This is a genomic window from Pseudomonas marincola, from assembly GCF_900682675.2.
Taxonomy (GTDB): Bacteria; Pseudomonadota; Gammaproteobacteria; order Pseudomonadales; family Pseudomonadaceae; genus Aquipseudomonas; species Aquipseudomonas marincola.
The window spans coordinates 88072-113615 of record NZ_LR215729.2; the positions used below are offsets into that span (position 1 = coordinate 88072).

Sequence of the window (25544 nt, forward strand, 5' to 3'; positions counted from 1 at the left end):
ACAGCAAGCATAGTTGGCTGTTGGCCAATTACATGGCGTTAAGCGGCCCGGCAGTTGGCAGTGAGGCGACACTCCGTAGGTAATCTGTTGCGACAGCAAATGTCGCTTGGGTGTGGGAGGCTGGTAACCTAGCGATATTCAAAGGATGCGAATCGTCGATGCTCAGTCTTTATCATGCCCCCGATCTGGAAACGCTTGGCGAGTTGGCCACCACGCTGCTCGCGCAACCCTTAAGCGACCCGTTTGCGCCCGCGCACGTCGTGGTTCCCAGCCAGGGCATGGGCCGCTGGCTGACGTTGCAGCTGGCGCGCAAGCAGGGCATTGCGATGCAACTCGACGTGCAGCTGCCGGCGAGCTTTATCTGGGCGCTGTCGCGCACCGTGCTGGGCGATCTGCCGGAAAACTCGGCATTCTCTCCGACCACCCTGAGCTGGCGGATTTACGACTGGCTGTGCGAGCCCGGGCATTTGGCGCAAACCCCGCGTCTTGCGCATTATCTGGATGGCGGCGACGAGCGTCGGCGTTTATCGCTTTCGGCGAAAATATCCGACGTTTTTGACCAATACCTGCTTTATCGCGACGATTGGCTGGCTGCGTGGGAGCGCGGTGAGCTGCTCGATCTGGGCCCGGATGAAGGCTGGCAAGCCTTGCTCTGGCGTGAGTTGACCAAAGACGGCCACCCGCACCGTGCACGGTTGCTGGATGACCTGCTGCGCCATCTGTATGCCGATGAACCGATTGCCGGCTTGCCCGAGCGCTTGCTGGTGTTTGGCATCAGCAGCTTGCCGCCGCACCATATGCGCGTGCTCGACGGTTTGGCGCGGCACACCGAGGTGGTCATTTTTGCCCTCAACCCGTGCCGTGAAGCCTGGGGCGAGATTCGTGACATTCGCGAACTGGCGCGTCAGCCCGAGCTGAGCCCGGATGAGTGGTATCTGGATGTCGGCCATCCGCTGTTGGCGAGCCTCGGCAAGCAGGGCCGTGATTTCTTCGACAGCTTGCTGTCGCTGGCGTCGAGTGAGGGCAGTCAGGAAATCGGAATTTATTCGGAAGACAGTGACCTGGCTGACAACAGCCTGCTGCACGCCCTGCAAAACGACATTTTGCGCCTGCACACCCGTGCGCCTGAGGAGCGTCTGGTGCTCGACAGCGGCGACCGTTCGCTGGAGATTCACGTTGCGCACTCGCCGCTGCGCGAAGTGGAAATTCTGCATGATCAATTGCTTGCGCGCTTTGCCAGCGACGCCGAGCTGACGCCGGATCAGGTGGTCGTGCTGACTCCGGATATCGAGCGTTATGCACCCTATATCGAAGCCGTATTCGCGCCGCGTGAAGGCGTGCCGCGGATTCCGTTCAGCCTCGCGGATCGCAGCATGCGCGCGGAAATTCCGCTGATTGAAGCGTTTATCAGTCTCTTGGGGCTGGCGGACAGCCGTTTTACCGGCGAAGACATTCTCAGTTGGCTTGAACAGCCCGCCATCGCCCGCCGCGCCGGGATTGAAGCGGAAGACTTGCCGCTGCTGCGCGACTGGCTGCGTGATGCCGGAATCCGTTGGGGCCGCGATGCGCAACACCGTGCGGAGCTGGGCCTGCCGGCGGACTCGGCGTTTACCTGGCGTCAGGGGCTCGACCGGCTGTTGCTGGGCTTTGCCGCGCCGCCGCAATTGGCCGGTCTGGCCGCACCGTTGCTGGGCGATAGCTGGCCGTTGGACGCACTGGAAGGCGCGCGTGCGCAACTGCTCGGGCGCTTGGCGGGCTTTGTCGAGCGGCTGGCGCGTATTGCCGAAGACATGCAGCGCCCAAGGCCATTAGCGACCTGGGCTGAAACCCTGCAAAAAATGATTGATGAGTTGTTTGATGAACGCGAAGCGGGCGACACCTTATTGCTGCTTTCCAAAGCGTGCGCGGCGCTGAACGAGCAAGCAGAAGCGGCCGGTATCGAGCGACCCATCGAGATGGCTTTGATTCGTCAGCAGTTGAGCGCTGCGCTGGATCAGGGTAACAGCGCGTCGGGCTTTCTCACTGGCGCCGTGACCTTTTGCACGATGGTGCCGATGCGCAGCCTGCCATTCCGTCAGGTCTGCCTGCTTGGTCTTGATGATGGCGCGTTGCCGCGGCGCACCCCCGCCGCCGGTTTCGACCTGATCAGCCAAAAGCCTCGTCGTGGTGATCGTGCCCGCCGGCTGGATGACCGTTATCTGCTGCTCGAAACCCTGCTCTCGGCGCGCAGCGGTCTGTACCTCAGTTATGTCGGCCGCGACCCGCGCAGCAACGCGGTGTTGCCGCCTTCGGTGCTGATCAGCGAATTGCTCGACGTGGTCGATCTCACGGCCGTGTGCAGCGATGGTGCGCCAGCCAGCGAATACATTTGCCTTGATCATCCGCTGCAGCCATTCGCTCCGGGTAATTTCAGCAGCGCCCGCCATGTCGGCTTTGCTGCGCCCTGGTTCCGCGCGGCCCAGCGCCTTGCCGAGCCTGTGCTGGCGCAGGCACCGGTATTTGCAGAAGCACTGGGCGAACCGAACGAAGACTGGCTAACCCTCGAGCCGAGCCAGTTGATCAGCTGCTTCAAGCACCCGGCGCGGTTCCTGCTCGAACAGCGGCTGGGTTTGCGGCTGGCGCAAAGTGAAGAGGCGTTGGCCGGAGACGAGCCCTTCAGCGTGGAGTGGACGGCCTTGCACGGGCTGCGCAAGCTGGCGCTGCAAGCGGTCGAACAGGGCTGGAGTGAGCAGCAGGAACGCAGTGTTGCCGCCGCGTCTGGCTGGTTGCCGGTCGGTGAACTGGGGCAGGCGTACTGGGGGCAGATTCGCGGGCCGATCCGCGCCTTTGCGCCGACGCTGTTTGAGCAGCGCCCGCAAGATCCCGCGCAGCCGCTGCTGGTGGACATCCAGCTGGCTGGCGTGCGCATTCACGGCTGGCTCGATGGTGTCACAGCGGATGGTTTGTTTGATTACCGCCTGCGTGATCTCGGCGCGTGGGAGCTGGCGCCACTGTGGTTACGCCACTTGATGCTCAACAGCGCGGCCACTCCCGGTATCACTCGCCAGAGCCGCCTGCTGTCGCCGAAAAAGGACTGGCAGCTGGGGCCGCTGAGCAATCCTTTGCAATTGCTGGAGCCGTGGTTGCGTGCCTACCGGCAGGCTATCTGCGAGCCGCTACCGGTGTTCGCCAAATGTAGTTACGGCTTTGCTCATAAAATGCGCAATCCGGGCCGCAAGGAGCCGATTGATGCGGCGCGCAGCGAGGCGCGAACCATGTGGCAAGGCAACGATTTCATGACCGGTGAAGGCGAAGACCCGTGGAACGAGTTGGCCTTTCGCGGGCGTGATCCGCTGGATGAAACATTTGAAGCGCTGGCCAACGAATTATACGGCCCGGCCATGGATGCACTCGGCGCGGAGGATGACCAATGAGCAGCCAGCCACTGAACTTATTGCACGACTCCTTCAGCGGTCGCTCACTCATCGAAGCCAGTGCCGGCACCGGCAAAACCTGGACTCTCACAGCGCTGTTCGCCCGCTTGCTGCTGGAAAAGCAACTGACCGTTTCGCAGATTCTGGTGGTGACTTACACCACCGCCGCCACGGCTGAATTGCGCGAGCGCATCCGCAAACGCCTCGCTGAATTGCTTGAGGTATATAACAGCGGCCCCGGCAACGATGCGTTGCTCAACGAGTTGTATGCGCAATACCCGGACCCGGCCAGCCACCGGCGCTTGTTGCTGGCGGTGCACGGTTTTGATGAAGCGGCGATCTTCACCATTCACGGTTTCTGTCAGCGCGCGTTGCAAGATGCAGCCTTCGAGGCGGGCGGCGATTTTGATAACGAGCTGACGCAGGATGACCGCGAGATTCTTGATGCACTGCTGGCGGACTTGTGGCGCCATGAACTGGCTGCTGCCGAGCCCGAGTGGGCGGCGTTTCTGGTACAGAAAAAGATCACCCCGCAGAGTTTACGCCAGCGTTTGCGCAATCATTTGGGCAAGCCTTACATACGCGTTGAGCCGCAGCCGGGCGAGCCGGGCGATATGGCCGATCTGCAATGTGCCTGGCAGCATGCACGGGATTTCTGGCAGCGTCAGAGCGCCGGCTGGATCGCCGAGCTAAGCGCATTCAGCGGCTTCAATAAGCGCAGCTACGATGCTGCCAAGTTTGCCCTGTGGCAGGTCGAGCTGGACGGCTACTTCTGTGATCCGGCGGCGCTGTTCAGTAAGGTCGACGGGCTCAAGCGCTTATCCCGCGAAGCACTGATCAAAGGCACCAACAAGGGTTTTGAACCGCCGCTTGAGGCCGTGGCCGATGCGCTGCAAGGTTTATGTGATGCACTTGATGCCGCGCAGCCCGAAGCAGAGATGCGCCTGATTGACCTGCAAGTGCGGCTTATCGCCCAGCTCAATGAGCAACTACCGGCGCGTAAGGCGGCGCAGCGCATGCTGGCATTTGACGACCTGCTCAATCGTTTGCAGCAGGCGCTCTATGGCGAAGGCGGCGAGCATCTGGCCAGAACCTTGCGCGAACAATATCCGGTGGCCCTGATCGACGAATTTCAGGACACCGACCCGATTCAGTATCAGATTTTCAGCACCATTTATGCCGCCGATGCGCCTGCGTCGAGCAGCACTGAGTCCGCTGATCTGTGTTTTGTCGGCGACCCCAAACAAGCGATCTATGCCTTTCGCGGGGCCGATCTGGCGACCTACATGCAGGCGCGCAGCGAAGCGGATCGTGAATACAACCTGGGCACCAATCACCGCTCCACGGCGCAATTGATCGACGCCTTGAACCTGCTGTTTGCCCGCGCGCGGCCATTTGCCGAACACGACCTGAGTTATCCACCGGTCGCGGCCAGCACCCGCTCGCGTGAACAACTGGTGCTGACCGGGCAGGATGAGGCGGCCGTCGGGCTGGTCTGGCTGGGTGATGAGCCGCTGGGCAAGGGTGAGGCGGGTGGTTTGGTCGCCACCGACACCGCGCGGAGAATTGCCGGATTGCTGGCGGCGAGCGCGCGTGGCGAGGCTTACTTCGAGCAGGAAGGCCAGCGCAGGCCTTTGGCTGGTGCCGATATTGCGGTGTTGGTGTCGAGCCATCGTCAGGCCAGTGAAGTGGCCAGCGAGCTGACCGCGCGCGGTGTGCCGAGTGTGCGTCGTGGCAAGGAAAGCGTGTGGCACAGCGAAGAGGCCACGGCATTGGCCGCCGTTCTGGCGGCCTATATCGAACCGGGCCGCGAAGGCGCGCTGCGCTTTGCCCTGGCCACTCGCTTGCTCGGCCGTAATGCCCGCGATCTTGCGGCAACCCAGGACGATGCCCGCGCGTGGGATGAAGAACGCGAGGCTGCCGAGCGCTACCACCAACTCTGGCAGCAGCAGGGTTTCATGCGCGCGTTTCGCGCGTGGCTGGATGAGCAACAGGTGGCCCAGCGCTTGCTGGCGATGGATGACGGCGAACGGCGGCTGACCAATCTGCTGCATCTGGCCGAACTGCTGCAAACCGAGAGCCTGAGCCGTCCCGGTCAGGAGCAATTGCTCAGCTGGTTCAATGCCCAGCGCGAAGTGGATAACCACGGCGAAGATGCCTTGTTGCGGCTGGAAAGCGATGCCGAGCGGGTGCAGATCGTCACCATCCATACCTCCAAAGGGCTTGAGTACCCGTTGGTGTTTTGCCCGTATTTATGGGACGGCGCGTTGCTGCGTAAACAGGAAGACATCACCTGTCACGCCGATGACGGCACGCCGCTGCTCGACCTTGGCGGCGAACAGCTCGATCACCACCGCGAACGTGCCCGTCGTGAGCGTTTCGCTGAACGGCTGCGTCTGGTTTATGTGGCGCTTACCCGCGCGCGCGACCGTTTGTGGCTGCATTGGGGGCCGGTTGACAGCAAGCCGAAAAAGGACGGCACGCTGAGTGAAGAGGGCCTGCACAGCAGCGCGATGGCGTGGCTACTGCACGGTCGTGACTTGGCGGGCGAGGATGCGCTGAGTGAGCTGGCCGAGCACATGCGCACCTTGTCTGCCCAGGGTTTGCTGGCAGAGCTGGAGCAACTGGTGAGTAGCAGTAACGGCCAGTTCAGCGTGCTCGCGCTGGCGCAGGATGAAACGCACAGCGCCGGTGAGCAACGCGCTCCGGCCCCCGAGCAACTGGCGCATTTGCCGCGTTCCTTGCACAGCGCCTGGCGAATTGGCAGCTTCTCCGGTTTGGCGGCAGGCATGCACATGGAAGCGCCGGACCGCGATGGATTGGTGATTCCCGATGCCAGCGAACCCGGCAGCGGTTTCTACGCCTTCCCGCGAGGCGCGCGCGCCGGTACTTGCTTGCACGCGATTCTCGAAGACTGGGCCATGAACAAGGCGCCGCTGGCTGACTTGGTCGAACCAGCGCTGGCAGGCCACGGTATTGATACTGACTGGACTGCCGTGGCGCAGGCGCATTTGCAGTTAGTGGTGGACACTGATCTGGACGGCAACGGCCTGACGCTGGCAACGCTGCAAGCCGCGCGCCGCTTGCCTGAGTTGGGCTTTACCTTCCCGGTTGGCGGGCTGGATGTGCAGCGCCTGCGCAAGATTCTCTGTGACCCGGCGTATGGTCTGGACGAGCCGATGCGCGACGCCGCTTCACGTTTGGAATTCGACAGCCTCAAGGGCTTTCTCAAAGGTTTTATCGACCTGACTTTCGAGTATCAGGGGCGCTGGTATATCGCCGACTACAAATCCAACTGGCTTGGGCCAGATGCCAGTTACTACGGTGGCGAGCGCCTTATTCAGGCGCTCGCGGCAGAGCATTACTATCTGCAGTACCTGATTTATCTGGTCGCCTTGCGGCGCTTCCTGCGCCAGCGCCTGAGTGATTTTGAGGATCAACAACTGGGCGGCGCGTATTACCTGTTCCTGCGCGGTATGCCGGGCGCAGGGGTGTATTTTGCGCGGCCCAGTGACGCGTTGCTGGATGCATTGGATCAGTTATTTGCGGGTGAGGCAGGCGTATGACTCTCGACAAGATCGATCTCGGCCCGCTGGAGCGCGCACTGGTCAACAGCCTGCAGCGCCTTGATCCGGATGCCAGCCCAGTCCTGCTGGCCTGCGCCGCATTGCTGTGCAGTGCGCTGGAAAAAGGCGATGTGTGCCTGCCGCTGCGGCGTATCGCCGGACTGCGACCCTGGGCTGATCAGCCGTTCAGCCTGCCGGGGCTGCACGAATTACTAGACGCGCTGAACGCATCGCAGCTGGTGGGCCCGGCGGGTTCGTTCACGCCGCTGATTATGGTTGGCGAGCGGCTGTATCTGGCGCGGTATCAGGCCTACGAGCAACAGTTGGCGGAGCAGTTGCTGGCGCGTTGCAGTGATATTCCGCCGGTGGATGAAGCCGTTCTCAGTGCTAGCCTGACCCGCCTGTTTGCGTTTAACAGCCAGCAGCCGGACTGGCAGCGTTTAGCGGCGGCGCAAGCGGTGCGGCGCAAGTTGGCGGTTATTTCCGGCGGCCCCGGCACGGGCAAAACCACCACGGTGGTGCGCTTGCTCGCGGCTTTGTTGGAGCAACCTGATTCCGGGCATCTGGCTATCGGTTTGGCAGCGCCGACAGGCAAGGCGGCGGCACGCATGGCCGAAGCCATTCGCAACGCCAAGGCGCAATTGCCGGTGAGTGATGCGGTTAAAGCGGCGCTGCCGGAAGAGGCGCGTACGTTGCACCGTTTACTCGGCAGCCGGGGTGACAGTCCGCAGGTTCGGCATAACGCCGCCAATCCGTTACCGCTGGATGTGTTGGTGGTGGACGAAGCGTCGATGGTCGATCTGGCGCTGATGGCCAAACTGGTGGATGCGCTGGCGCCCAGTGCGCGGTTGATTCTGCTGGGTGACAAGGACCAGTTGGCGGCTGTGGAAGCGGGTGCAGTGTTTGCCGAGCTTTGCGAGGGGCGCGGTTTTAATGCCCAGGCAGCGGCCGACTTGCAGCGTATTACCGGCCAGCAGGTGGCAGTTGAACAGCCGCGCTCAAAGCTCGGGGATGCGGTGGTTCTGCTTACTCACAGCCATCGCTTTGCCGGTGACAGCGGTATTGGCGAACTGGCCCGGCGGATCAATGGCGGCGATGTGCCCGGCACTTTGAAAGTGCTCAGGGAAGGACGCGAGGATTTAGCCTGGATTGAGACGCCGACGCCTAATGATCTGCTGGTGCGGTTGGAGCAAGGTTATGCGGGCTTTTTGCAGGCGGCTAAAAGCGTTGATCCAGCGGCAGCCTTTGCGGCGTTCAATACCTTTCGGGCGCTGACGGCGCAGCGCGAGGGCCCGTGGGGCGTCTCCGGGATCAACGAGGCACTGGAAGCGCGCTTTAAACGGCGTCTGCAGGTTGCCAGCCGTGAGCGCTGGTACGCCGGGCGGGCGGTGATGGTGCGCCAGAATGACTACGCGCTGGGATTGTTCAACGGCGATATCGGCATTTGCCTCATGACCGAGCACGGGCTGCGCGTGGTGTTCGAGGCCGAGCAGGGTTTCCGCCCGTTTGCCCCGGCACGATTGCCCAGCCATGACAGTGCCTTCGCCATGACGGTGCACAAGAGCCAGGGCTCCGAGTTTAATCAGGTGTTGCTGGCGCTGCCCGAACAGCCGAGCCCTTTGCTCACCCGCAGCCTGTTCTATACCGGCATTACCCGGGCCAAGAACAAGGTGGAGATCTGGGGGCTGCCGGTGCGTCTGGCCGAGGCGGTAAGTACTCGCGCCGAACGTGCGGCGGGGCTGGCCGAGCGCCTGCAGAACGGCGTGCAAGCGCCGGCTGCGCCGGTGCAAACCCCCGCTGCAACGCCCGCCGGCAATCAACTCGATCTGTTCTGAGCCGCTGCTGAGTCAGGCCCGCAGTGGCCTAACTCAGCAGGGTTAGAATAATCGGCAGGCTGGCCGCTGCCAGCAGCGTTTGCAGGGTAATCACGCCGGCCATCAACTGGCTGTCACCACCGAGGTGCCGCGTCAGCACATACGCGGTCGGTGCAGTCGGCAAGGCGAAGAACAACACCAGCACGGTGCTTTCCATTGCAGGTAAGTGCAGCGCATAAGCCACCAGCCAAGCCATCAGGGGCATCGCCAACAGGCGAGCGAGGCTGTTCCAGCCGAGGGCCGGAATTTCGCCGCCCAGCTGCTCGGGCCGCAGTGCTGCGCCCACACAGAGCAGACCCAGCGGCAAGCTGGCAGCGGCAAGCAGGCTGAGCAGACGGTCACTGCCAAACGGCAGGCCAATCCCGCTAAAATTGATCAAAGCACCGGCAAGACAGGCCAGAATCAGCGGGTTTTTGGCAATCGGCAACAGCAGGCTCCGCGCACTGACGCCACGCTCGGCGGTTAGCGACCAAACTGACAAGACGTTGACCGTCGGCACCATCAAGGCCAGCATTATTGCGGCAAGGGTCAAACCCTGCTGGCCGAACAGACTGCCAACGGCGGCAAGCCCCAAGTAGGTGTTGAAACGCAAAACGCCTTGGGTAAATACGCCGAAACGTGCCGCTGGCCAACCGCGTATACGACGAATGACAAGCAATGCGACCCAGCCGATAGCGAGGGCGAGCATGACCGCAAGACCCAGACGTGGCAGCGCAGGATTATTCAGCGGTGCACGCGCTAAACTGCTGAACAGCAGTGCCGGGAAGAGTATGAAATAGTTGAGGCGTTCAGCGCCTGGCCAGAATTCTTCATTGGGGAAGTTCCAGCGGCGCAGATAGAAACCCGCGATGATCAGGGCAAAAAGTGGCCACAGCGCCAACAGCAGATCAAGCACGATCACCTCCCAAGTAGTTAGGGAGCTATCTTGATCAGCGCCAGCGTGCAAAGCAAGTAAAGAGGCTTGATCAGAGCGTTTATAGAGGAGAATTTATGAGCGATTTACACACCGGTGGTTGTCAGTGCGGCGCGTTGCGTTATCAATTCGACGCGCCGTTGCACGATATCGCACATTGTCATTGCGCCACTTGCCGGCGCAGCAGTGGCGGTATTGTCACGACCTGGATCACGGTGCCGCTGGAGCGTTTTCAGTGGTTGCAGGGCACGCCAAGAACCTTTGCTTCATCGTCCAGTTGCGTGCGCAGTTTCTGCGCGGATTGCGGCGCCCAGTTGGCGTTGTTCACCACGCTTAGCCCGAACACGCTGGATGTAACGGTGGCGACACTGGATACGCCTGAACTGGCCCCGGCAGACCGGCATATCTGGGTGCAGAACCGGTTGCCGTGGTTGCAGCTCGATACGCATCTGCCCGAAGAGCATGAAGAAGACATTGATCCACTGATCTAGAACGCTCAGGGCAACATCAGCCCGCCGTTGGCTTTATGCACCTCGTGCAGGTGATTGGCGAGTTGCTTGAGGTTAACCCCGATGGCTTCCATTTCAGCCAAACGCTCGGGGTCCAGCAAGTTGCGAACCTCCTGATTGAGCTCTTCGCTGAAGCGCAACATCAGCTGTTGGCGGCTGCTGCTGGAGTCGCGCAGGTCGTCGAGTTCGCTCGGCTGCGGCAGGCCGTAGCCGCTGCTGAGCAGCTCTGCCGGACGGCTGAGAAAACCTGAGTTGGCCAAGAGCTGTTCCAGCGCATTGCCCGCCTTCTCAAGGCTTGGGTCGTTGCTGTCGTTACCGCTCAGATAGCGTTGTTTGAGTTCGTCCTGAGCCAGCAGCAGTTGTTTGCGCTGCGCTGCTTTCTCCAGCAATAACATGGCCGCGCTGGCGCGCATGTCGGCTTTCTCGAACCAGGCCCGGCGCTCGGTTGCCGGCAGTGTCAGCCAGTCTTCAACGGCTTTTTGCGGGATGTTCAAGCGCTCGTGAAGCACCTCGAACATTTTCTGGTAACGGTCGCGGTAAGAGTCAAACCAGTAACCGAGGCGCATGGCTTCACGGCGGTCATCGAGCACTGTGTTGTCGGCCAGATTGTGTGCATCGAGTACTTCGAGCAAGCCGTTGGGCATGATGCTGTCCAGCGATTGCATTGGTGCCTGATTGCCGCCGGTACGAATCAGCTTGAGCGTTTCGACCGCACAGTTGTTCGACAGGAAGAAGTAGTCACCGTCATAACTCCAGTGCAGTTCGAGCGAACGGGTTACCAGGTCGTTGATCTCCTGACGATCGAGTTTCAGCGGCACTGAGGCCAGGCTGCGTAATTCGGTCTTGGTGTATTCATCGATTACCTGCGCCAGCGGCAAGACAAACAACCGCGACGGATACTGGCCAACCAGTGCGCCCCAACTGGAGAGCTGAACATCGCCGAGAAAGGCGCGATACGACAGCACCAGATGCTGGTCCAGATCAAGCCGGCAGGCCGGCCCGCGTGGGCGGCCCGGCGCACAGATAACCAAGCGCAGCATGCTGTGGCCCCAGCGGCTGGCGAGTGCGTCGTTGGCTTCGGCAAGCAGGTAATCGACTTCGTAGACTCGCTCCGGATCGAGCATGCCGAGCGGTTCGCGGGCAAAGTCACTGCCGGCATTCAGATAAGCCAGTTCGTTGCCGCAAGCAGTCTGCGTGCTGGGCGTCCAGTTGAAATGCTGATTGAAGTACGCAGCGAGTGAAGGTCGGCGGCAGGCATAAGTCGGGTCGAGTAGGTAGTACTCCATGTTCACGGCCACGAACTCGAGCGGATTGGTCAGCTCGTATTCGTCAGGGCTGCGGACATTCTGATGGTTTTCATCTTCACGCTCACCGCGGCGCCCGACATATTGCTGCCAGCCGGCCAAATCCAGCAGGCGTGGGTCGTCACTGAGGGTGAAGCGGCGTTCGGTCTGGCCGCGGCAGCCATCGGGCAAACCGACCAGGCCGCTGCTGTGTGCGCGTTGCTGGCAGTGGCGGAACTGCTGGCGCTCCGTGACAGACCACAAGCGTTCGCGGTCGTAAAGATGCGTGAGTTCGTGAATCAGGGTTGCCAGCAGCTCTTTGCGCACGGTGCCGTGCGGGCGCTGGGTGGTTTGCGTCGCTGCGCTGCCATCGACCAGTGCAGGCAGTAACCGCTGATTAAGGGTGATCCCCGAGAAACGTCCAGCCTGACCGTAGATTTCGCTCGGCAGCGGCTGCCATTCAATAGCAACGCTGCGATCGAGTTGTTGGATAAATTTCGGGGGGAGTGCGGCAAAGGCCTGCTTGATCAGTTGCTGGCTGGCTTGTTTTTGCGCGTCATCGAGCGTGCTGTCTGCCAGTTCCAGTTTGAGAGCTGCATAGCTGCCGGAGCTGGCCAGCAGCATGATCAGCAGCAGGCTTTTGCACAGCAAGCTCACAGAGAAAGAATGGCTTCTGCGAGTTCCTGGTCTGAAGCATTTTGCGCTTCAGGCACCTGAGCGCGAATGGTCGTGAGCGCGGCTTCGAGGTTGGCGCCGCGAATTTCGCCTTGGCTGGCGACAAAGCTGGCGGCGTCTTCATGCGCCAACTGAACAATTTTCGAGTCGCGGATCGACGTGGTCGTGTCCGAGGTAAAGTCCAACGAGCGATCAAGTGCCCGAATCAGCACATTGCTGGTGGCAATGATGGTTTGAGCCTGGGCAGTGCCGGTAATCAATGCGGTGGCGGCAACAACAGCGAGGAGCGGACGATACATGGACGATATCCGATAAGCAGAAATTGGTTTGGGTACAGCGTGCGCATTACAGCGGGGAGCTGCTTGGGGCGCAATAGCCTTGACGCGATTGGCTGCATTAAAGCCCGCGTGGCTATCAAATAATCAGCCAGCCCCATGGCGTGATAGCGCTGGGGCTGGCTTAAGCTGTTACAGGCTGAGGATGGCCTGAGCCAGTTGCATGTCATTGGCTTGCAGGCTTGGTGCGACCTGACGCACGTGGACCAGAGCGGCTTCCAGATGGGCGCCACGGATGGAACCTTCGCTGGCAACGAAGCTGGCGGCGTCATCGCGGGCGGCGAGCACAACTTTGTCGTCTTTGAATGAGGAGCTGACATCTGATGTCGCATCGGTTGTGGCGCCAAGTGCGCCTACGGTTGCGTCGGTGGTTACCACAAAGCTGGTAGCCGAAGCGCTGGTTGCAAGTGCAAACAAGGCGAGAAAGCTAAGACTGCGGATAGGATTCATCCTGAAAGCTCCAGAGGGTTTATAAAAGCACGCCATTTTGCATGCTTGTCGAATAATAGATTAGCTCAGCTGCGCCGAGACGCACGGCGATAACTCTACACATAAAATTTCAGCCGGCGACTGGGATTAGTCTGGAAAATGTGACAAAAGTTGCGCCGCGTCTTCATCATGCGGTTTGAGTGCTGGCCAAGACGGGCTGACTGTGCGTGTTGATTAACCAATACTGGCTGCGAGGAGAGTTTAGATGTTGGTCCCAGTTGTGCTTTCCGGTGGCGCTGGTACGCGTTTATGGCCAGTGTCCAGAGCGGGCCAGCCCAAGCCGTTCATGACCTTGCCGGATGGCGAGTCGCTGTTGCAAAAGACTTACCGCCGCGCAGCTGGGCTGGCGGGAAGCGGCGAGATCGTGACGGTGACGCATCGCGATTACTATTTTCAGAGCCGCGACCATTGGCATGCGGCCGTGGGCACCGGGCAACCAGCGCATTTCATTCTTGAACCCTGCTCACGCAACACCGCTCCCGCGATTGCTGCGGCGGCGTTGGCCATTGCTTCGCGCCACGGTGATCAGTCCATTGTTTTGATTATGCCCGCCGATCACCTGATCGCGGACGCGGCGGCGTTTGAGCAGGCGGTAACCCAGGCCTGCAATCTGGCTGAACAGGGGTATCTGGTGACCTTTGGCCTTGAGCCGCAATCCGCCGAAACCGGCTTTGGCTACATTCAGGCCGCAGCCGGGTTGGCTGGGCAGGGTTGGGCGATGGTTCGCCGGTTTGTTGAAAAACCCGACCGTGACACCGCTCAGGCGTTTGTCAGCAGCGGGGAATACCTGTGGAACTGCGGCATTTTCTGCGCCACAGCCAGCACCCTGCTAAGCGAGCTGCAAGTGCATGCGCCAGAACTGCTGGCTGAAGTTAAGCGTTGTGTAGACCTGAGCCCCACATTGGCCGCTCCTGCGCTGGTGCAGCAAGAGCTGAACGGCGCGCATTTTAGCCAGTGTGCAGATATCTCGATTGATTACGCCTTGCTTGAACACAGCACAAAAGTCGCGGTGGTGCGTGCCAGTTTTGACTGGAGTGATATCGGCTCTTGGCCGGCGGTGGCGGCATTGATGCCGCCCGATAGCGCCAATAATCGGGTACTCGGTGATGTGCTGCTGGTCGATAGCCAGCGCAATCTGGTGCATGGTGATTCGAGGCTGATCGCCACGCTGGGCGTTGAGGACCTGCTTATTGTCGACACCGCCGATGCTGTGCTGGTCGCGCATGCAAACCGAGCACAGGATGTGCGGGTGTTGGTCGATCAGCTCAAGGCCACGGCGCATGAAGCGCACCTGATCCACCGCACGGTGCAGCGGCCGTGGGGTAATTACACGGTGCTTGAGCAGGACCAGGGCTTCAAGATCAAGCGGGTGGTGGTGCGCCCCGGCGCGGCTCTTTCGCTGCAGTCGCACCGGTTACGCAGTGAGCATTGGGTTGTGGTGCAAGGGCAGGCGCGGGTAATCAGCGGGGATACCGAATGCGTGCTGGAGCGGAATCAGTCGACCTATATTGCCGCCGGCCAGCGCCATCGTCTGGCTAATCCGGGGGAGTCGGATCTGGTGCTGATCGAGGTGCAGAGCGGTGATTATCTGGAAGAGGACGACATTGTTCGCTACGACGACGATTACGGTCGCGACGCTTGAGTGATGAGCCGGATGATTGGCTAAAGCGTCGCCACTGAGCGTGCAGGCAGCAGACCGCGCTCAGGTGGATTGGGATGATGCGCTGAAACTGTACGGGTTCGCCGGCCCTGAAATGCAAAAGCCCCGTTGTGCTTGGCACTGGCGGGGCTTTTTTGTCATGCGAATCTAGTGGCTATTGGGCCTGTCGATTCGGCGTTCAGCTTAACGCCAGAACGGCTTGCTCAGCTCGCTCATGCGCTGCGCTTCGCTGATACCAGCGTCTGCCAGCAGGCGGGAGTCAAGGTGAGCCAGTTGACGGCGGCTGGCCATACGGCGCTGCCAGAGAACCAGAGTCGATGCCAGGCGTAGCGGCAGCGATGCAGTAGCTTTAGATGAAGACTCAGCAAAAACCAGATCGGAACTAAGGGTACGTTCCATGTTGATATCCTTCCGCTTGTGGCGGCGTTGGAGTGACTATTAGGGTGAATTTATTATCGCCAAATACAGTGGTACGCAGTAGTCACAGCTGCGCTCAATTACTATTTAGATAGCTAGCTTGCTTTGTAACTGTATCTGCCATTTTTGACTCAACTGTACTGACAGTAAGTTAAAGGTCTGTTTATTTCTAAATTAGCGAGATTTATCACTGCTACTTAGCAAGTTGGTAGTGACTTGATATAGGTACAGTTGCAAATTGATCGAGATTGTAACTTGACCGGTAATTCAACTTTTTGCCTTCGATTCGCCACTTGTCCACGCCCGGTTTGGCAGCAGAATTTTGTGCCAAGCGAAAGGTTGGTCTTGCTGTAATGAATTGCCATGGACGGGCTCTATAGCCACTCTGAGTCAGTAATTCCTATAGGCTGCGGGAGCCCAAAAGCCTCGTACGGCGGGATGGGTAACGCTGTATTTGGCCGCGCCAGATGCTCGGGTCCGCCCGGCGGATTGTTCACTGCGTTGCGGCTGGTATCAGGGAGCTAGGCCACGTGCCATGGCGTGTTGCGGGTGCAATCCCAGCAGGACGCGTCATTTATTAAGGAGTGATAACCGTGAAAATTACAAATACGCTGACAAGTGCTTTGATCATCGCCTCATGTGCAGCTTTGCCTCTGGCGGCCCAAGCTGAAACGGGTTTCTCGAATAGCGTCGACGCCAAGGGCAATATCAGTTTGCCGGCTGATTTCCGCGCAACCATGGTCCATCTCGGCTCTTGGTATGTGCCGGAAGGCGGCGCCAGTGGCTTCCATGATGTTTATCTGGAACCGGATGCCGTGGGTGCTTTCCGCAAGACCGGCAAGTTCCCGGATGGCGCGGTCATGATCAAAGAGTTGCGCCATGGCAAAGAAGGCGACTACACCACCGGTAAGGGTGTGAAGTACGCAGGTGACGTCAAGCAGACGTTTGTGATGGTCAAGGACAGCACCAATCGCTTTGCTGAGAAGAACCCGATGTGGGGCGAAGGCTGGGGTTGGGCTTTGTTCAAAGGCGATAATGCCAAGAACGTTGCAACCGACTACAAGAAGGATTGCCTTGGCTGCCACGTACCCGCCAAGAAGAATGACTGGGTCTACACAGAAGCGTATCCAACGCTGACCGCCAAGTAATCAATCGCGCCACGCACGCGATAAAAAAATGCCCAGCCCGATCACTCGGGCTGGGCATTTTTATTTGGCCTGGCTGCGATTACTCGACAGCTTTAACCATGTCTTCAATGACTTTCTTGGCATCGCCGAAGACCATCATGGTCTTGTCGAGGTAGAACAGTTCATTGTCGAGGCCGGCATAGCCGCTGGCCATCGAGCGCTTGTTGACGATGACGGTCTTGGCTTTGTAAGCCTCAAGAATCGGCATGCCCGCGATTGGCGACTTGGGATCGTTCTTCGCGGCCGGGTTAACCACGTCGTTCGCGCCCAGTACCAGCACCACGTCGGTCTGACCGAACTCGGAGTTGATGTCTTCCATCTCGAACACTTGCTCGTAAGGCACTTCGGCCTCAGCCAGCAATACGTTCATGTGGCCAGGCATACGACCGGCAACCGGGTGAATCGCGTACTTAACGGTAACACCGCGATGCGTCAGCTTCTCGGCCAGTTCCATCAGTGCGTGCTGGGCACGGGCTACAGCCAGACCGTAACCGGGCACGATAACCACGGTGTCGGCGTTGGTCAGCAGGAAGGCGGCATCGTCGCTGGAACCTGATTTAACCGGACGCTGTTCTTTGCTGCCCGTGGCAGGGCCGGCATCTGCTTCGGCGCCGAAGCCACCGAGGATCACGTTGAAGAACGAACGGTTCATCGCCTTGCACATGATGTAAGACAGAATCGCACCGCTCGAACCCACCAGCGAACCGGCGATGATCAGCATCGAGTTGTTCAGCGAGAAACCGATACCTGCAGCCGCCCAACCGGAATAGCTGTTAAGCATCGACACCACAACCGGCATGTCTGCACCGCCGATTGGGATGATGATCAGCACGCCGATGACGAATGCGAGGATCAGCAGCAGGGTGAACGCGGTGATGCTACCGGTGAAGGTGAAGTACAGGCCCAGCACCAGAATCGCGATACCCACAGCGAGGTTGATCTTGTGCTGACCGGCGAACGATACAGGCGCGCCCTGGAACAGGCGGAACTTGTACTTGCCCGACAGCTTGCCGAAGGCGATGACCGAACCAGAGAAGGTCACAGCACCAATCGCCGCGCCGAGGAACAGCTCCAGACGGTTGCCCGCCGGAATCGCGTCACCCAGTGCCGCCACGATGCCCAGTGACTGCGGCTCGGCGACAGCGGCGATAGCGATGAATACCGCGGCCAGACCGATCATGCTGTGCATGAAGGCAACCAGCTCAGGCATCTTGGTCATTTCAACGCGCTTGGCCATGATCGAGCCGGCAGTACCGCCAGCCAGCAAGCCAAGGATTACCCAGCCAATGCCTGGCGATGTGGCTTCGGCGCTGAGTTTGTACATCAGGCCGATGGTGGTGACGATGGCCAGACCCATACCGATCATGCCGAACAGGTTGCCACGGCGTGAAGTGGTTGGGTGCGACAGGCCTTTAAGGGCCTGAATGAAGCAGATCGAGGCCACTAAGTAGAGAACAGTGATGAGGTTCATGCTCATGATCAGTGCTTCTCCGTCGGCGCTGCTTTAGGCGCCTTCTTCTTGAACATTTCGAGCATGCGTCGGGTGACCAAAAAGCCACCGAAAACGTTAACCGCTGCCAGTGCAACGGCCAGTGTGCCCATGATCTTGCCGAACGTGGTGACGGTCAGTGCTGCTGCGAGCATGGCGCCGACAATCACGATCGCCGAAATGGCGTTGGTTACAGCCATCAGCGGCGTGTGCAGGGCCGGGGTGACGTTCCAGACCACGTGGTAACCGACATAAATTGCCAGTACAAAGATGATCAGGTTGTAGATACCGTCGGAAATCATATCCATGTCTCTACTCCTTTAGCCGTTGCTGCGGACAACTTCACCGTCGCGGCACATCAGGCACGCGGCGACGATATCGTCTTCGAGGTTGACGTTGAACTGGCCATCTTTGTCGATGACAAGCTTGAGGAAATCGAGCAGGTTGCGCGCATACAGGGCCGAAGCATCAGCTGGCACCAGTGCCGCCAGATTGCTGTGGCCGACGATGGTCACGCCATGCTTGACCACAACCTTTTCGGCTTCAGTCAGCGGGCAGTTGCCGCCCTGAGCAGCTGCCAGGTCGATGACCACGGAGCCCGGCTTCATTTCCTGCACGGTCGCTTCGTGCAGCAGCGTAGGTGCCTTGCGGCCCGGAATCAGTGCGGTGGTGATGACGATGTCTGCCAGTTTGGCTTTTTCGTGCACAGCCTTGGCCTGACGTTCCATCCACGATGCCGGCATCGGGCGGGCGTAACCGCCAACGCCTTGAGCCGCGTCGCGCTCTTCATCAGTCTCGAACGGCACGTCGACGAACTTGGCCCCCAGCGACTCGATCTGCTCCTTAACGGCAGGGCGCACATCGGAAGCTTCAATCACCGCACCCAGACGCTTGGCGGTCGCAATGGCCTGCAGGCCAGCAACACCAGCACCGAGAATCAGAATACGCGCGGCCTTAACGGTCCCCGCAGCAGTCATCAGCATCGGCATGAAGCGTGGATAATGGTGAGCAGCCAGCAGCACAGCTTTATAGCCGGCAATGTTGGCTTGCGAGGAGAGCACGTCGAGGCTCTGCGCGCGCGAGGTGCGCGGGGCAGCTTCGAGTGCGAAAGCGGTAATGCCGCGAGCGTTCATCAGGGCAATGGTTTCGTTGCTGAACGGGTTGAGCATGCCAACCAGTACAGCGCCGGAATTCATCTGCGCTAATTCTGCTTCAGACGGAGCGACGACCTTGAGCACCAGTTCGGCACCAAATGCAGCGCTGGCGCTGCCAATAGTCGCGCCTGCTGCTGCAAACGCCTCGTCGGTAATGCTGGCTGTAATGCCGGCACCGCTTTCAACTGTCACCTGATGGCCTTGGCCAACCAGCTTCTTGATGGTTTCGGGAGTCGCCGCAACGCGCGTCTCGCCGTCATGGGTTTCGAGAGGAACACCGATGTGCACTTCAAATCTCCTGCGTGATCTTTTTTTGTGAACCGACACACTACGGGTGGCGTGTTGGCAGAGGGGGATCAGCACACTCCCGCAACAGCAGTGCTGTTATTAAGGCGGGGGCGGCATTTTGCAGGTGAAGCGCGAGGGCATCAACAATTTCTGGAGTAAAACATTGCGATAACTACAAGTCACAGTGTGACTATAAGCTTATAACTTTTGGTTAAGCTATTGAAAAAATTGGGGTTTATACGGGTTTAGAGGTTTTTGTCGAGTGTTTTCCCGGGGGTGAAAATGTTTAGGAAAAATAATGTCGCATAAACAACAGAGTAGGCGTGGAGATGGCGGCCTGTGGCCTTCCGATGCACTTGAGTGTTCAATAAATTAAACAGTTCTTTGGGCTGGAAGGTAGCGCTTTGTAGCGATTTATAATTCTGACTACGGGGTCAGCAATAAGCGCTAAGCCTTTATTTATAATGGAAACAGGCGATTCGTCTCTGCTGCTTTTCAGCGCCGGCAGATCGAGTTAGTTTGCAGGGTGTCATTTATTTTAGCCCATTGGCGTCGGCATAGAGCTCCGCTTCCCGGATTAACCAGTCGCGAAAGGCCAGCAGCGCTGATGATTCGACCCGGCGCTCAGGGATCATCAGATGATAGGCCTTGTCACTCCGGTAACCGTGCGGTGATGCAATGACCAGACGACCTTCGCTCAATTCGCGCTCAATTAAAAAAGGCGGAATCAGGGCGATGCCCATCTGGTGCATGGCCGCTTGAGCGAGCATCGAAAATAGCTCGTAGCGTGGGCCGCTCATGTCGCGCGCAATGTTCAGGCCTTGTGCGTTAAACCACTGGCGCCAGCCGTAGGGGCGCGTGGTTTGCTGGAGCAATGGCAACTCGGCCACGGCTTGCGGGGTCAGTTGCGCTGCGCCGGCGAGCAGGGCCGGGCTGCACACCGGCATCGGGTTCTCGCGCATCAATGCATGTGCACTGGTGCCAGACCACACGCCATCGCCAAAGTAGACGGCTGCATCGAAGTCGGTGTCGGCAAACAGGAATGGCCGGGTGCGGTTGGTCAGGTTTACCGTGACTTGCGGGTGCAGGTTCTGGAAATCCTTGAGGCGTGGCAGTAGCCACTGTGTGCCGAACGTCGGGACAACCGCCAGCTCGATAGTCATGGCGCCCTGTTGTCCGATAATCGCCAGTGTGTCGCGCTCGACGGCATCCAGTTGGCTGGCAATCCGGCGTGAGTAGGACACTCCCGCTTCGGTGAGCACAACGCCACGGCGCGAGCGGCGGAACAGTTCGACATTAAGAAACTCTTCCAGCCCGGCGATCTGCCTGCAGATGGCGCTCTGGGTCAGTGCGAGTTCTTCTGCCGCTTTGGTGAAACTTTGGTGGCGCGCAGCCGATTCGAAGGCGATCAGGGCAGTGGTACTGGGTATTTTTCGGCGCATGGTGGGCTGTGTCTTGGTTGGCTACCTGCTGACTATGATCAAGGCGTCGCGGTGCTTTGGCCAGTTATTCCTTTCTTGCACAGGTTGCAGCGCTCGTGTGTCGGCGTGCTTGGCACATTCCTGCCGCTATGCGTGACGGATGCACGATTATCCAGTTTGAGGCTGTTGTGTGCGCATCTACGGCATTGCTGGAAACAGGCCCGATACAGCTGTTCACGGGGCTTGACGCAATTTTTGGACGTATTTTTCACAAGTTATTCATGTCGGCCCAGACAAGATGCGCTGCATTAATTCATCCGAGTAACGCTGTAAGGCCAGCCTTAAGTCAGGTTTTTGCAGTTGATAAGGCGTTACCAGCTTCGAGTCGCCTGGTCTTTTCGGTGAGCAAACCGGTTAGGCCGAGTGACTTGGCAGCGATTGATGAGTGCTCAGGCGCTCTGGAGTGGGCCGATGTTGAAAGTAGATGCCTATGCAACACCTGCGAAGCTGAAGCTACCGCGTCAGCTTCGGCTCGCGGCAATTGTGGCGCTATTTATCGCCGCATTTTTCGCGGTTTACGCAATGCTCAAGGTGCCGCAGGTGCCTGAGTTGGCCAGTGCGGGTGCGCAAACGACTGCCGATATGCTGGCGCAGTGGAGGCAGGGTCACGTGATTGTGTTAGTTCGTCATGTTGAGCGTTGTGATCATTCGAGCGCGCCTTGTCTCGATCGTGCCGACGGCATTACCGCGCGAGCTAAAGAGGTTGCCCAATCGATTGGCCAGAGTTTTGTGCGCCTCGGCGTGACTAACTCGGACATCTACACCAGCCCGCGAACCCGCACCGAGCAAACAGCCGGCTTCATGTTCAACAAGGCCGTGGCCAGCCAGAGCTGGCTGGCGGAGTGCCGCAACGGCATGCTCGAGAATGCGCTGAAGCATAAGGTGCGCCAACGCAATCTGGTTCTGGTGACTCACAGTGAGTGTTTTGACCAGATGGAAAAAGAACTGGGTGTGCATTCCCCGCTAACTCCGGCTTACGGCACGGCATTGATGATTGCGTCCGGGGAAGTGGATGGTGCTGCCCATATTCTTGGCTCGGTCAACGAGCAGCAATGGTCAAAAGTACTGGCTAATTAATCCGGCAGAGCCCCTCTGCCCGCATTGACTCACGACAGGTTTATTCATGCCCACTTCGTCATCGCGCACCTTCTATCTGTTCAATGTCTGGCTGCCGCTGCTTTGCGCTGTGGCCATTTTCGTCATCTTCGACATGACCAACATAGACGTGGCCATCAGCAACTGGTTTTACGACCCGGCAACTCACTCATTTGTGTTGCAGCACAGTGTGTTGTTTGAAAAGGCCACGCATAAATGGCCGCGGATTATCCCGAACTGGACCGGTGAGTTCGCGATTATCGGCAGCCTGCTTTCGTTCGTTTGGCCACTGTTGAGCAAGGGCCAGCACCCCAAAATGCTTGGCACCTTGCAGCGTTTCAAGCTGGCCGGGCCTCTGCGCTGGTTTGCCGAGCACCGCCGCGACCTGCTGTTCATTGTTGTGTCATTTGCCATCACGACAGGTTTTATCCATTACTTCAAAAGCCACACGAGTATTTATTGCCCTGTCGAGACCACGCTGTATGGCGGCTTGCAGGCAAAAATGGAGTGGTATGAAAACTTCACGCTGCTGAACAAGGCGGGTGACGGTCGCTGCTGGCCGGGCGGCCATGCATCGGGCGGCTTCACCATGCTCGCGCTGTACTTTGTGGCGCGCCGCTATCGCTGGCAGCATGCGTACAAGTTACTCGGTGCGATCATGCTGCTCGGCTTCATCTTTGGCACAACCCGGGTTTTCCAGGGCTGGCATTACATGTCCCATACTTTCTGGTCGGGCGTTGTCGTGTGGTTCTCTATGCTGCTGACCGCGCTGGCGTTCTATGGTCGCGAGGCTTTGCAGCAGCCACCGTTGGGCGCCGATGAAGTCCCCGTGGCTTCGCGCGAAGCAACACCAGAGGCGTTGCCAGCCAACTCGTGAATCAGCCGCCTTAATCTTTCGGAGTGAGTATTTCGCACAAGTTAGTGCGAAATACTCGTTTGCTTCAACCTGTCTGCGCGCCTAGGATCACTCCACAAGATTAATACGTGGAGCACGGGCGCTGGCCTGTTGCTCCCTTGCTCAACTGAGGATTTCGCAATGGCCAAGGCAAGCTTTAACTGGATTGATCCCCTGCTGCTCGATCAGCAATTGACTGAAGAAGAGCGCATGGTGCGTGACAGCGCCCAGCAGTTTGCCAATGACAAGTTGGCCCCACGTGTTCTTGAAGCCTTCCGTAACGAGCAGACTGACCCGGCGATTTTCCGCGAGATGGGTGAAACCGGCCTGCTCGGCGCGACTATTCCCGAAGCCTACGGCGGCAGTGGCCTGAACTACGTGAGCTATGGCCTGATTGCGCGGGAAGTTGAGCGTATCGACTCCGGTTATCGCTCGATGATGAGTGTGCAGTCGTCGCTGGTCATGGTGCCGATCTACGAGTTCGGCAACGAAGAAACCCGTCAGAAATACCTGCCTAAACTGGCCAGTGGCGAATACATCGGCTGCTTTGGTCTCACTGAACCCAACCACGGCTCCGACCCTGGCGCGATGGTTACCCGGGCGCGTGCAGTTGACGGTGGCTACCGCCTGACCGGCAGCAAAATGTGGATCACCAACAGCCCGATTGCGGATGTATTTGTGGTCTGGGCCAAAGATGATGCCGGCGAAATCCGCGGTTTCGTTCTTGAGAAAGGTTGGGAAGGCCTGAGCACGCCGGCGATTCACGGCAAAGTAGGCTTGCGCGCCTCGATCACCGGCGAAATCGTCATGGACAACGTGTTCGTACCGGAAATTAACGCCTTCCCGGACGTGCGTGGCCTCAAGGGCCCCTTCACCTGCCTCAACTCTGCGCGCTATGGCATCAGCTGGGGTGCGCTGGGCGCAGCCGAATTCTGCTGGCACACCGCCCGCCAGTACACGCTGGATCGTCAGCAGTTTGGTCGCCCGCTGGCGGCAACTCAGCTGGTACAGAAAAAGCTCGCAGACATGCAGACAGAAATCACCATGGCTCTGCAGGGTTGCCTGCGCCTGGGTCGTATGAAGGATGAAGGGACTGCGGCCGTTGAGATTACCTCGATCATGAAGCGCAACAGCTGCGGTAAGGCGCTGGACATTGCCCGCGTCGCCCGTGACATGCTCGGCGGCAATGGTATTTCGGACGAGTTCGGGGTGGCCCGCCACTTGGTCAATCTGGAAGTGGTGAATACCTACGAAGGTACGCATGACGTCCATGCGCTGATCCTCGGCCGCGCACAAACCGGTATTCAGGCGTTCTTCTAAGTCTTCGTGGCGGGTGGCGAATCATTGATTCGTCACCCGCTCAGGTTGCTTCGCGGTAAAAAAATCCCTCTCTCGTTAATAAGGAAGTCATTGCGATGTCTGGCGCTCTGTCTCATCTGCGTGTGCTTGATCTTTCTCGTGTGCTGGCCGGTCCATGGGCCGGGCAGATCCTGGCGGATCTGGGTGCAGAGGTGATAAAGGTGGAGCGCCCTTCGGTGGGTGATGACACGCGTCACTGGGGCCCGCCGTTTCTCCGCGATGCGCAGGGCGAGAACACTCGCGAGTCGGCCTATTTCTTGAGTGCCAACCGTAACAAGCAATCGGTGACCATCGACTTCACTCAGGCGGCCGGGCAGAAACTGGTGCGCGAGTTGGCTGCCAAGTCCGACATTCTTATCGAGAATTTCAAGGTTGGTGGTCTGGCCGCTTATGGGCTGGATTACGAGTCGCTGCGAGCGCTCAACCCACGGTTGATCTATTGCTCGATTACCGGCTTCGGCCAGACCGGCCCGTATGCTAAACGCGCCGGTTATGACTTCATGATTCAAGGCTTGGGCGGGCTCATGAGCCTGACCGGGCGAGCCGAAGGCGAAGAGGGCGCAGGCCCGGTGAAAGTGGGCGTTGCGCTCACTGACATCATGACCGGTCTGTATAGCTCATCCGCTATTCTTGCAGCGCTGGCGCACCGTGATCAGAGCGGTGAAGGGCAATACATCGACATGGCGCTGCTTGATGTTCAAGTGGCCTGCCTGGCGAATCAGGCCATGAACTATCTGACCACGGGCAATGCGCCTCGTCGCCTCGGTAATGCGCACCCGAATATTGTTCCGTATCAGGATTTTCCGACCGCAGATGGCGACTTTATTCTGACCGTGGGTAATGACAGTCAATTTCGCAAGTTTTGCGAGGTCGCCGGCTTTCGGGAGTGGGCCGACGATCCGCGTTTTATCAGCAATCAGGCGCGCGTTGCCAACCGTGCGGTGCTGATTCCGTTAATCCGCCAAGCCACGGTGTTCAAAACCACGGCGCAATGGATTGCCGAGTTGGAGCAGGCGGGTGTGCCTTGCGGGCCAATCAATGATTTGCAGCAGGTGTTTGCGGATGAGCAAGTGGTTGCCCGCGGCTTGCGCGTGGATATTGCGCACTCCTTGGGCGGCACTGCGCCATCCGTAGCCAGCCCGATTCGGCTGTCTGCAAGCCCGGTGCAGTATCGCAATGCGCCGCCTTTATTGGGCGAGCATACGGATGAAGTGCTGCAAAACTGGTTAAGCCTGAGCGCTGAAGAAATTGCCGAGTTACGCGAGGCGCGGGTGCTCTAACTCAAATACGAGCGGCTTTATGGCGCGCGTTTTCGGAGGTGTCAGATAAATTACCTGATGCCAAATTAATGGCGCCTATGAATATTCGAGATATCCAGATAATTATTAATAATTTAATTTCACGCCTACGCAAATACTTACTATTCTGACTACTTGGTCGTCAGAATAATCCTACAGGGCTG

At 59.0% G+C, this 25544-nt stretch carries 19 protein-coding genes; 10 read left to right on the plus strand and 9 right to left on the minus strand.

What is annotated here, in order from left to right; translation table 11 throughout:
- Positions 1-158: 158 nt before the first annotated feature.
- From recC to recD, 3 genes are read left to right on the plus strand one after another with little or no spacing between them, the layout of a single operon-like run.
- A complete protein-coding gene (recC, locus tag PMYSY11_RS00410) occupies positions 159-3413 on the plus strand; it encodes an exodeoxyribonuclease V subunit gamma (protein ID WP_150548021.1) in 3255 nt (1084 codons plus the stop codon).
- Positions 3410-6979 carry an exodeoxyribonuclease V subunit beta gene (gene recB, locus PMYSY11_RS00415; protein ID WP_150548022.1) on the plus strand — a complete coding sequence of 1190 codons (3570 nt, stop codon included), beginning with the start codon at positions 3410-3412 and terminating at the stop codon, positions 6977-6979. The genes recC and recB overlap by 4 nt, the downstream gene beginning before the upstream one ends.
- A complete protein-coding gene (recD, locus tag PMYSY11_RS00420) occupies positions 6976-8814 on the plus strand; it encodes an exodeoxyribonuclease V subunit alpha (RefSeq protein ID WP_150548023.1) in 1839 nt (612 codons plus the stop codon). Before recB ends, recD begins: the two co-directional genes overlap by 4 nt.
- A gap of 28 nt (positions 8815-8842) precedes the next feature.
- Here the strand turns inward: recD and PMYSY11_RS00425 are convergent, their stop codons facing one another.
- A complete protein-coding gene (locus PMYSY11_RS00425) occupies positions 8843-9748 on the minus strand; it encodes an AEC family transporter (RefSeq protein ID WP_150548024.1) in 906 nt (301 codons plus the stop codon).
- A gap of 95 nt (positions 9749-9843) precedes the next feature.
- Between PMYSY11_RS00425 and PMYSY11_RS00430 the strand changes: the two genes are divergently transcribed.
- Complete coding sequence (locus tag PMYSY11_RS00430) at positions 9844-10257, plus strand: GFA family protein (RefSeq protein WP_069900835.1); 414 nt, start codon at positions 9844-9846, stop codon at positions 10255-10257.
- Between the two features lie 5 nt (positions 10258-10262).
- On the opposite strand, the gene PMYSY11_RS00435 is transcribed toward PMYSY11_RS00430, so the two are convergent.
- From PMYSY11_RS00435 to PMYSY11_RS00445, 3 genes are all read right to left on the minus strand, one after another.
- Positions 10263-12182 (minus strand): DUF7844 domain-containing protein, encoded by a 1920-nt coding sequence (locus PMYSY11_RS00435; protein ID WP_150549627.1) that lies wholly within the window; start codon positions 12180-12182, stop codon positions 10263-10265.
- Between the two features lie 29 nt (positions 12183-12211).
- Positions 12212-12532: a DUF2388 domain-containing protein gene (locus tag PMYSY11_RS00440; RefSeq protein ID WP_069900833.1), complete on the minus strand. Its 321-nt coding sequence runs from the start codon at positions 12530-12532 to the stop codon at positions 12212-12214.
- 168 nt (positions 12533-12700) lie between these two features.
- Entirely contained in the window at positions 12701-13018 is a 318-nt protein-coding gene (locus PMYSY11_RS00445) for a DUF2388 domain-containing protein (protein WP_069900831.1), read from the minus strand.
- A 244-nt stretch (positions 13019-13262) separates the two neighbouring features.
- On the opposite strand from PMYSY11_RS00445, the gene PMYSY11_RS00450 reads away from it, so the two are divergent.
- A complete protein-coding gene (locus tag PMYSY11_RS00450) occupies positions 13263-14699 on the plus strand; it encodes a mannose-1-phosphate guanylyltransferase/mannose-6-phosphate isomerase (RefSeq protein WP_150548025.1) in 1437 nt (478 codons plus the stop codon).
- Between the two features lie 201 nt (positions 14700-14900).
- Here the strand turns inward: PMYSY11_RS00450 and PMYSY11_RS00455 are convergent, their stop codons facing one another.
- Positions 14901-15116 carry a DUF1127 domain-containing protein gene (locus PMYSY11_RS00455; protein ID WP_150548026.1) on the minus strand — a complete coding sequence of 72 codons (216 nt, stop codon included), beginning with the start codon at positions 15114-15116 and terminating at the stop codon, positions 14901-14903.
- A gap of 611 nt (positions 15117-15727) precedes the next feature.
- Here PMYSY11_RS00455 and PMYSY11_RS00460 point away from each other — a divergent pair.
- A complete protein-coding gene (locus PMYSY11_RS00460; protein WP_069900825.1) occupies positions 15728-16282 on the plus strand; it encodes a cytochrome P460 family protein in 555 nt (184 codons plus the stop codon).
- A 79-nt stretch (positions 16283-16361) separates the two neighbouring features.
- Here the strand turns inward: PMYSY11_RS00460 and PMYSY11_RS00465 are convergent, their stop codons facing one another.
- The 4 genes from PMYSY11_RS00465 to PMYSY11_RS00480 all read right to left on the minus strand — a co-directional run bounded on the left by PMYSY11_RS00465 (position 16362) and on the right by PMYSY11_RS00480 (position 20694).
- On the minus strand, positions 16362-17798 hold the full coding sequence (locus tag PMYSY11_RS00465) for an NAD(P)(+) transhydrogenase (Re/Si-specific) subunit beta (RefSeq protein ID WP_090512675.1): 1437 nt from the start codon (positions 17796-17798) through the stop codon (positions 16362-16364).
- A 2-nt stretch (positions 17799-17800) separates the two neighbouring features.
- Positions 17801-18118, minus strand: a complete 318-nt coding sequence (locus tag PMYSY11_RS00470) for an NAD(P) transhydrogenase subunit alpha part 2 (protein WP_069900821.1) — start codon at positions 18116-18118, stop codon at positions 17801-17803.
- A gap of 12 nt (positions 18119-18130) precedes the next feature.
- Complete coding sequence (locus PMYSY11_RS00475) at positions 18131-19252, minus strand: Re/Si-specific NAD(P)(+) transhydrogenase subunit alpha (protein ID WP_069900819.1); 1122 nt, start codon at positions 19250-19252, stop codon at positions 18131-18133.
- Between the two features lie 533 nt (positions 19253-19785).
- Positions 19786-20694: a LysR family transcriptional regulator gene (locus PMYSY11_RS00480; RefSeq protein ID WP_150548027.1), complete on the minus strand. Its 909-nt coding sequence runs from the start codon at positions 20692-20694 to the stop codon at positions 19786-19788.
- A 450-nt stretch (positions 20695-21144) separates the two neighbouring features.
- On the opposite strand from PMYSY11_RS00480, the gene pmrG reads away from it, so the two are divergent.
- From pmrG to PMYSY11_RS00500, 4 genes are all read left to right on the plus strand, one after another.
- Positions 21145-21810 carry a lipopolysaccharide core heptose(II)-phosphate phosphatase PmrG gene (gene pmrG, locus PMYSY11_RS00485; protein WP_150548028.1) on the plus strand — a complete coding sequence of 222 codons (666 nt, stop codon included), beginning with the start codon at positions 21145-21147 and terminating at the stop codon, positions 21808-21810.
- 46 nt (positions 21811-21856) lie between these two features.
- Positions 21857-22705 carry a phosphatase PAP2 family protein gene (locus tag PMYSY11_RS00490; protein WP_150548029.1) on the plus strand — a complete coding sequence of 283 codons (849 nt, stop codon included), beginning with the start codon at positions 21857-21859 and terminating at the stop codon, positions 22703-22705.
- 159 nt (positions 22706-22864) lie between these two features.
- Positions 22865-24043 carry an acyl-CoA dehydrogenase gene (locus tag PMYSY11_RS00495; protein ID WP_069900811.1) on the plus strand — a complete coding sequence of 393 codons (1179 nt, stop codon included), beginning with the start codon at positions 22865-22867 and terminating at the stop codon, positions 24041-24043.
- Between the two features lie 95 nt (positions 24044-24138).
- Positions 24139-25362: a CaiB/BaiF CoA transferase family protein gene (locus PMYSY11_RS00500; protein ID WP_150548030.1), complete on the plus strand. Its 1224-nt coding sequence runs from the start codon at positions 24139-24141 to the stop codon at positions 25360-25362.
- The last annotated feature ends 182 nt before the right edge of the window (positions 25363-25544 follow it).